The 10,276-nt window shown below is 40.6% G+C and carries 3 protein-coding genes; 1 reads left to right on the top strand and 2 read right to left on the bottom strand.

What is annotated here, in order from left to right; genetic code table 11:
* Positions 1-89 precede the first annotated feature (89 nt).
* On the bottom strand, positions 90-1,922 hold the full coding sequence (locus ACED60_RS03110; RefSeq protein WP_371726915.1) for a hypothetical protein: 1,833 nt from the start codon (positions 1,920-1,922) through the stop codon (positions 90-92).
* Between the two features lie 477 nt (positions 1,923-2,399).
* Positions 2,400-2,723, bottom strand: a complete 324-nt coding sequence (locus ACED60_RS03115; protein ID WP_371726916.1) for a DUF4144 domain-containing protein — start codon at positions 2,721-2,723, stop codon at positions 2,400-2,402.
* 262 nt (positions 2,724-2,985) lie between these two features.
* On the opposite strand from ACED60_RS03115, the gene ACED60_RS03120 reads away from it, so the two are divergent.
* Positions 2,986-10,005: a LamG-like jellyroll fold domain-containing protein gene (locus ACED60_RS03120; RefSeq protein ID WP_371726917.1), complete on the top strand. Its 7,020-nt coding sequence runs from the start codon at positions 2,986-2,988 to the stop codon at positions 10,003-10,005.
* Positions 10,006-10,276: the final 271 nt, after the last annotated feature.

Below are 10,276 nucleotides of genomic sequence, written 5' to 3' on the forward strand. Positions count from 1 at the left end.
CTATAACTACCACCACAACTATAACTACAGCTGACCCTTTCGGGCAATATCCAATTTACTATTCGCAACAGAAGCGTAATTTTTGAAGGCTAAACTTGAGGTTCTAAGATCAGCAAGCTGCCCTTTTGTGCGTGTTTTTTTGTTTTCTTCCTGTCTTTAAAGCGTGCATTAGCGGCTATTTCAACTCCTAGCTGGGCATTGGTCAATGCGTCGTCACTGTTATCCGTTGAGCTTAAATAGGCGGCTTCAAGTTCTGGTGGTCTGAACAAATTCGGCAGAGTCCCCCTCATTCCATCAATGTCAGATTCAGTAAAGTCTGTGATAACAGAAATTCGCCATAATTCTTCAGCAAGCAACTTATAGCTTTGATCTAATAAAATCATATAAGTGTGGGCTTTATTCTGACATCGGCCAAGTGCAACTATGTTGACACTGCGGTCATATTTTTCATTTTTACGCTTTTGATAAGCTTTTGTTGTTAAATGGGAGGCTAATTTATCCCACAGCAAAACCTTTAGGAGAAGGGGATTAACCATGGTATCCGCCTCTACATCAGTACCTATACCTGCTGTTAAGCCGGCAGCCGCTCTCACTTTAATATCGCCACTACCGCGTACAACAGCCTCAAGTGCCGCGTTTATTCCAGCGCCGGCACTTACCGAAGCTTCAATTTTAAAACGTGCAGCATCAATACTGCGCGCTTTAAAAACGGCTGTTGTCGATCCCTTCGCTTTAGCACCGATAAAAGCACTACCACCGATAGCGCCGACAATAAACTCATCAGCTCCGAGGATATTACTGCTGTTGAATGCTCCGTTTACCTGAGCTTTAACTTCCGCGCCGACAAATAAGGACGCTTCGCTTTGTAGAGCAAATAACTGTCCAATACTCAGTTCATGGCTGACTTCAACCATTACGCCAAATTTTGCCGCCAGTTCAAGGTTAACCCCGATATCGATGCCAGGGATCAACTGCATTGGTGCAAAACCATTACGATTTTCAAGCTCAGCCTGTGAAAAGTTGGTTTCTTTTCCCAATCCTTGGCTAACACCGGCATTGCCTGTTATGCCTATTTCCGGCTTGCCCGCCCGCCCCTTCATAATCCCCGCCCCGCCATTGCTGCCGAATTTTGCATGCAAGTCGGTTTCTACTTTAACTCGTGCTTCAACACCAGCCTTAACTGAGGCTTGGTTACGGACTATATTTCTAAAATCCCAAGTACGTTTTATTTCAATTTTGCCTTCAGCAAAAAGATCCAGGGTATTTTTAGTACTTAGCGCACCGTCTCTTGCTGATGCTTTATCTTCATAACTGGTCTTGAGACCTTTATGACAAAGTGCGGTATATGAATTGCGTTTATGCTGATCATTAAGGATCTGCCAGATATTATTATCAATGTTCTCTTTCTGATCGTACAAACTTTTCAGGCTATCAAGTTGTGCATCAATCACTTCAAGCTGTATACGTCCTAGCTCACCGTTTCTTACAATATTTGTTCTAAGTGATTCGATGAGTTTTATCTGCTGTAGCAAAAAATTATAGGTAGTGCGGTTAATACATTTAAAGCGAATATTTTCCAGTGGCGTTTTACTTGGGCGAACTTCTCTTATTATTTTTTTGAAATGTACTCTAATCTGACTGCGCAGAACCATCCACACCGGATCATTTGTCACATCTGAGGCACCAAAACCATAACTGCTACTTAGCTTCTTATGGTGTCTATATTTCATCGCTTCAAGATGAGAATAAACGGCATCAATACCTCTCTGCAGGTAAGGTATCGCTTTTACCTTATTGCTTTTAAAAGCCATATAAAGATTTCCTGTCCATCTTTTAAATTCGATGTCACAGGCGCTTGGCGGCTGAAAGCTGCCGTTGGGTTTTAAAATATAATCGATATTGAGTTCTAAAGGATTTGCCATTTTAAACTCCTAAACTAGGGTTGATCGGTGAGCGCGGCGAAATGGATATTCGAGGAAGATATAAAGTCTTGCTTTGATGACATCTCGCACTCATGGCTTCTTAAACATGCTCCAATGGATAGAGTAATCCTTAGGAAGTCATTAGAATTTCGGTACATACAGAAAAGCAGAGTTTCACTTAATTCAAGTAGGTATGTCAAAGAGGGGATTATCTCGCCTACAATACTCATTCACACCTTAATTGGCTTAGATAAAGCGGTTAAACCCCCGGACATTACCTAGGATGAGGTCAATGTTAATGGGTACATCGATAACTTTATCATCACGGACGCTTCAAAAGAAGTTATCTAAACGAAGATAACTCCAGCTTTGTGATAACGAGGCAAGAAATAGAAACGGCGTCTAATTTGGCGCTGTTTTTGTTTGTTCTGTTTGGACGTATTAAGTCGAACCTAAGTTTTGAATTAATACCCAATATTAACGAGGCTCAAAAGCCAAAGATTGAATCGCTTCTTCGATCGTCAGGAAGTGGATCTTCATCAGGCACACTTCTGCTTTCTGGAACTCGTGATTTCGAATCAGCTTGGTCACGCTTTCAATTGAATACTGCTCAGGTTGTTTCGCGAGAGACAGTTGATTTGATCTTGATTCAAGCGAGTAGCTATTGCCTTCAGAATCAATGAGGTAATCATCTTCGCCTAAGATCATCTCTGAGCATTCCGCCTGAAATTCTTTTTCGGATGCGACGTAAATAAGTTCATCGTCACCGTCGAGTTTTACCAAAGATGGCCAACTGATCATTACTGCCTCTCAATCATGGATGTTGAAATGTATGTCTGGACTATAAACACTTTTGAAGCTTAAGTCAGGTATTAGTGATTTATCCTATAGAAAGAACAATAAACTACTGCTCGTTGTTTGATTTGTAATTAACTTTCGATAAATATAACGTTGATGATTCGATTATAATTAATAGTTATAACTATATAAATTAAATTGATTGGGATTTTGTGAGGTTTTTAAATAGCATTTAACAATGATTATTCTAACCTGAGTTTTATTCGTGACTTTTATTAAGATCTCATTAAAGACGTTGATGTTATATCTCTTACTTGGTTTTTTCTACATTAATGCAAGTCAAGTAGAATATAGATACAATCTACGTGGAGAATTAATCAATGAAAAAGCCGATAATGAATTTAACTATTATGCTGTTGATGCTCTTGGTAATCGTCTAAGTATAAGCAAAGGCGAGTTTTCTTCAGACCTTAATCCTATCACACTGACTGCTCCAGATAATTATTCGATAAAAAACTTGTCACAATCCATTACTTTTACTTGGTTACCAATTAAAGGCGCTTCCTATTACGATTTTTGGTTTGGCGATGAACCAGGAAAATTACGTCAATTTAAAACTGGTATCACAGCTACTTCACTAAAGTTGGATTTTTCTCATATTTCAGACAGCCATTCTAGATATTGGAACGTTGTCGCGCATGATGGAAAAGGCGCTAACTCCAAAAGTCCAATTTATACTTTTTCTGCACTAGATAGTGATCGAGACCAATTGCCCGATCACATCGAAGACAAGCTATGCGTGTCTTCGCAAACCCCCGATTCTGATAATGATGGCCTTTTAGATAGTCAAGAAATGCGTTTTGGTGAATCAATAATTATGACCTCACTTCCTTGCTTACAAGATAGTGATTTTGATGGAATCGAAGACGCGTATGAAGTTGAAGCTGGCAGTGATCCAATGGTGGTTGATAGCTATCGAGGAGATAACTGGTCGCATTATGTTGATTGGATTGCGAAGAAACATGAGCAACAGCAACTGGAAGTTATATCCGAACACAGATTGTTAGATGTAAGAAATACCAATGGTTATGCAATTTCTGGGTTTGCTCCAGGTAGTGAAGCGATGAGTATGACTTACTGGGTTAAACACGCTGAAAGTCAGGAGCAACAGACAATGGGTAGTGACGATGATAGTGGTCGTCGGTTCTATTCCGGTATTGATCAAGAAAATAGTGTCACGTTCGGTGTTGGAAATAAATCTGTCACGTTAAGTAAAGTGAAGATTGAGGATGAGGATTGGACGCATGTCGCCTTGGTCTATTCAAGCTCTGTGGCAGAAATATATATTAATGGTCAACTAAAGCACACGATGAGATCTTTGGCATTTAAAGAAGCCAGCCAATATGCCCTTTGGATTGGTGCTCGTCATCACAAGCGAGCTTGGCAACCAGAAAGTATTGAGGGGGTGATCGATAATCTTAGTGTTTGGAATGTAGCGCTATCACAACAAGATGTCGCAAAAAGCATGTTTAGTCTCGACAGAGTGACAAGTAATAACTTACTTGGCTTTTACGACTTTAATGAAAGCCGCGGCGAATGGGTCAAAAATAGAGTAACGAATAAGTTTGACCTGAAGCTAGTGGCTGGAGCGAAGTTGAAGCTTGAAGAAAACTATATCGACTCAGATAGTGACGGTATACCTGATATATTCGAGAGTGCTCTGTGTAGTGATAGTCATAACTCCGACAGTGATGCGGATGGTATTCCTGACGGTGAAGAGTTCGGTATTGGCTCATCGCTAGATGTGACTTCAAACCCATGCAATGCCGACACCGACAACGATGGTATCGCTGATGGTTTTGAATATCACCACTCAATGAACCCAGCGAAGAACGATGCGCTGAAAAGTAACTTAGGTTCAAAGAACAGTTATTGGCAGAAGTATGTTTCTTACGTTGAAAAGAGAGACAGTGAGGTTCAGGTTATTGAAGAAGATAGGCACTTCGATGTAACAGGCAGCAATACTTATGCTATTTCTGGATTGTCGAATAATAAAGAAGACTTTTCCTTAATGTACTGGTTTAAACCTAAGGATAAATCCGAACAATATTCTGGATTTAACGGTAAAGGGTGGCACCAAACAAAATTAGGAATCGGTTTCAATAACACCATAAAAGGAATTATTAATACTTCCTTTTATCCTAGGAGATTTCAGCAAAATATCACTATTGATAATTGGCATCATTTTGCTTTCGTTTGGGATTCTAACACTTATACCACCCAAGTTTATTTAGATGGGAATTTAGCTTACTCGAGTCGTGTGCCAACTTGGTTTAATAGAAAAGAGATACTCGCGATATGGATCGGAGCATTGAATGATTCGAGTCAGCCGAAATATTTCATGAATGGCATTCTTGATAACGTGCAGATTTGGACTCAAGCCCTGGAGCAACATCAGGTTCGTCGTTACATGACCGAAGCACCTCAAGTAAACACTCAAGGGCTTGTTGCATCCTATGATTTTTCTAAATCGCGTGGTGATTGGGTAATTAATCAAGTGAGTGGTCGCTTTGATCTCAAGTTGACCGATGTTACTCGCTTAAAACCAGAGGACAAAGAGCGAGACAGTGATGGCGATGGCCTTTCTGATGCTTTTGAATTAGGGAAATGCTTGGACGTATATAACAGTGATAGTGATGAGGATGGAATTTTAGATAAAAATGAACTGACACCCTTGGCACCTTTAAAATCCACAGACCCTTGTATTAGCGATACCGATAACGATGGTATTGATGACAAATTTGAGCAAGACAATGGTATGGATCCAACAAAACATGACCTTGATGTTGTATTAAATGATAAAGAGATTGCCAACTGGGAAACCTATGCCGAAGAGAGTGTGCATCGCCTATTAGAGCAAGGCAAAAAAGTGCAACACTTAGATGGTGAGTTGAACCTGTCGAACAGTTTAGGTTATGCAGTTTCTGATATTCAACGAGAGAAGAACGATGACGAAACTACATTGATGTATTGGTTTAAACCAAACAAGCAAGGCCTAGATCAATTTAGTGGCGTACAAACTGATACTTATAAAGGCAGTTACATAGGTATTAGTGGAAATGATAAGCCGCTAGTTCGTTCAAATTCTCAAAAACTTCAATCAGATATTACGATCAAATCAGATCAATGGCTCCACTTGGCGATTGTTATCTCTCAAAGTACCCAAAAGTTTTTTGTTAACGGGCAATTAGAGCAGATTATTGATAAACGAAATGAGAATTTTGGGTCCTCTTATACACTTTGGTTTGGTGCGGTTAACTATAAAGGCTTGGATGTGAAACATCAAAATGGTCAAGTTGATGATATTCAGTTCTGGAATAAGGCTCTTGACCAAAGGGAAATAATTAATTATATGCGTCAGCGCCCTGATAGTACTAACGAAAACCTTGTCGCTTGGTACGACTTCTCAAATCATCTTGGAGCTTGGGTTAAAAATAGGGCAACTGGGAAATATGATCTGAAATTGGTGAAGGGTGCACATATCATTGAATCAGAGCAAACTTACGACACTGACAAAGATGGGTTAAGCGACGAGTTTGAAGCGACTTATTGTACTGATTCTGAGGTGCTAGACAGTGATGGTGACGGACTTAGCGATGGTTACGAACTCAATCAAGGTTTTCTTATCAATGGCCAAAAGTTCACCACTAATCCTTGCTCCTCTGATACTGACAATGATGGTATTGATGACGCATTTGAAATCGATAACAACATGAATCCAACGTTAGCCGATGGCCATCTTATTGATGCTGAAGTTAATAAGCCAAACTGGGATAGGTATGTTGAATATATAAACCGCAGTGATGAATTTCTCTCCTCTATTGAACAGGTTGCGCCTAACGTTTTGGATATAGAAGAGACAAAAGGGTACGCCATCTCAGGTTATTACCCAAAAGAGCAACCTACCAGCATTATGTTTTGGTATAAGCCGAACGAAGATCTTTTCGTGTATGACAAATCAATGAGTGGTGTTAGTGATATAACGAATGATGTGATTTTGTCTTTAGGACACAGTATGTATGGCCCTCTTTATTGGGTTGGTAGTAGTGGTTCTGTCGCTCATCACCACGATTTAATCAATAATCAGTGGAACCATATTGCGTTAACTATAAGTGATTTAAAATCGAAGCTTTATGTTAATGGTCAAATGGTAGATGTGAATGAAAGTGTGCTTAAAATGATTGGTTATCCGTTTTTCTTGGGTGCAACTAATATTGAAGGTCTAGCGGATCGTCATATGAACGGCCAAATGGACAATGTCATGTTGTGGCAACGCGTATTAAGCCTAGAAGAGGTTAGACGCTATATGATTACGCCACCAACTCCCCAACAAGACAGCTCATTGCAATGGCTGTATGACTTTAACCACACTAGGAGTGGTTGGGTAAAAAATGGCGTCACAGGGCTGTATGATTTAAAGCTGGTTCAAGGAGCTAAAATCTCTCCAGAGCAAGCGATACTTGATCAAGACCTGGATGGTTTAGATGACAAGTTAGAACTTGCAAGCTGTTTAGATGAAACCCAAGCTGACACAGACGGTGATGGTCTATTGGATGGTCAGGAATATGGGGTCAATTCCCAATATTTAACAATTACAGACCCCTGTTTATGGGACAGTGATAGGGATAATATTCCGGATGATTTTGAGTTAGAACAAAACAGTGATCCGCTTCAGAGTAACGCAGGGAAAAGTTCTGTAAATCATCCCAATTTGAGCCTTTGGGAAGCGTATGCCCAGCATCAAGTTGAACAGTTGTCACAAGACGACATCATTGAATCCTCACGTTCTTTGCAGTTAACGGATAACAATGGGTACGCAATTACCAATCACTTCTCGTTGTCACATGACATGACGTTGATGTTTTGGGTTAAGTATCAGCCAAGTAAAGAGCAAAGATCAGGGAACATGGATACACATAAACTTGGTTTTTCATACGATAAAGTAAAATATGGTGACGAGCGCAGCACATCATATACTGCCGCAAAACTTAATTCGGATGAATGGGCACATTTAGCTCTCGTCTTGTCAAATCAAGGAAAAGCAAAATTATACTTTAACGGGCAACTCGTAGATGAAAAATACCCATCGCGCGCAGACTTACCGAATGTGTGGGCCACCTACCTTGGAGCCGTTAATGATGTAGGCTTCTCTAAAGAACATATGAAGGGGTTACTTGATAATGTTGGTATTTGGGAGCGGTCATTAAACGCAACTGAAATTTACCAGTATATGTTTACTGCGCCCAAAGCTTCGGATAGCAATCTTGCTGCATGGTATGACTTTACTCACTCCCAAGGTGATTGGGTGAAAAATAAAGCAACAGGACGATACGATCTCAAATTAACGCAAGGCGCTTACTTAGTTGCTGAGCCAACAGACGAAGATACTGACGGCGATGGTCTTGTTAACCGATTAGAGTTAGCTTTTTGTACTGATGGGTTAACGGCTGATAGCGACGGTGATGGCGTTAATGATGGTGATGAACTCTCAGTTGGCAAACCATTCATTTTGATTACTAACCCTTGCGATCCTGACAGTGATAATGATGGCTTGACGGATGACTTTGAGCGTTCTCACGGTAGTGATGGCTTGATTACTGATGCTAATTTTGACAGCAATGGCAACGGTATTTCCAACTGGGATGAATATCGAAAGATACAAACAGAGCAATTGCCTGAAACAGTGGTCGAATTTGGCGCCTTGTCGGCGAGTAAAGGTTATGCAATTACGTCTTTCTTCCCAGAAAACGGTGATTCAACCTTAATGTATTGGTTTAAATCAACCAGTGAAGAATCACAGTTATCCGGTGTAAGTGAAACTGCCGACCAGCATTATTACGTTGGAATTCAGTATGCGCAGAAGAAGTTCGCATGGGGTGAAGACAAATCGAGTGGTTATTCTTTTAGAGAGGCGGAATACTCGACGGATGATTGGAACCACATCGCGTTAGTCATAAATGATGATCATATTCAACTATACCTCAATGGACAATTAACAAAAGAAACAATACGTTCTTGGTCGACGATTTCTGCTCCCTTCGAACATGCACTTTGGTTGGGCGCTTTGAATAAGTCGGGAATGGCTTCTGATTTTTACACTGGCCTTATTGATAACGTGCAGATATGGGACAGAGCCTTGTCTGAACCAGAACTCCACCGCTTCATGGCGCTGCATCCTAAGGAGCATATCGAGGGTTTAATCGCGTCTTATGACTTTTCGTCGGTGAAAGGAGAATGGGTAAAAAATCACGCCAATGATCAATTCGACCTAAAGTTGGTCGATGATATTGAGCTTGAAAGTCATCAAGTCAATGACACTGACTTAGATACTATCCCGGATTACGTTGAAGCGAAAATGTGTGTTGATGCCACAACAAACGATACCGATCACGATGGATTATCCGATCGACAAGAATTAGAAATACTTGTCTCTGCATGCGATCCAGATATAGATGGGGATAGCATGTTCGATGGGTTTGAGCTTGAAGAAGGGAGCGCTTTGCGTGTTAGGGATGGCAACAAAGATAGCAATAGTGATGGTATCACCAATTGGTACTCATTTACTGATTGGTACAAAGCAGTAAAGTTGGCTCAAGGAGAGCAAGGTATATCTATATCGAGTGGTGTACTGCAATTGGATGGTAACAAAAATAGCCACGTTGTAACGGGGATTTATCCTAATTCTGAAGACAAAACATTAATGTTTGATATCAAGTTTAACCAACTTAAGGGGCTATTACAGTACGTTGGTTCTGATGACAATAATAAACATCGTTTTTACATTGGTTTAAATAAAAACGGTGATTTGAGTTACGGCGTTGGTGATGAAAGTCGAAATAATAGTGCTAGTTTAAATAGTGAACAATGGTATCACTTTACTCTTCGATACCAAGCCCCTAACGCTCAAGCATATATTGATGGTCAGTTAGTTGGGACCTTATCGAATATTCGTTTTAGCGGGCAGAGTACGGAGCCTATTACATTTGGGGGGGCTTATCCTGTAAATGCTCAGATTGACAACGTGCAACTCTGGAACCGAGCGCTTACGGATGAAGAATTAATAAATCGTAGGTCGAAGGTGTCGAGTGGACCTGAGTCGTCACTTGCTATGCACTACGATTTCGAATTCAGATTGGGTCCTTTGATAATGAACAAAGCTACCAATAAGTTAGATGCGTTACTCTCGGCAGAAAGCCTTCTAATTGAAACTCCGTTAAACCCATAAATCCGATTAAGGAAACTTAGATGCTTTTGGCAATTTTTGTCGCGCTTGCAATCGTATTGTTAGCGTTACTGCAGTCGTGTGCGCCTGCTGTTGAACCACCTACAGGCCCTTTAGGGCCAAATAGTTCATACGAACAAGGTCAAGGTCAAGCTCAAAAAGGGGGGGGGGGGGGGGCAGGAGTTTATTGCAATAGTTCGTGCGGGCCCCCAAAATGGCAATTTGACTAAAAAAATCACAACGTCGTTGTGAAAAAAACCCCAAAGGGGTTTTA

This window comes from Vibrio sp. 1F279, assembly GCF_041439815.1.
Classification (GTDB): domain Bacteria; phylum Pseudomonadota; class Gammaproteobacteria; order Enterobacterales; family Vibrionaceae; genus Vibrio; species Vibrio tasmaniensis_A.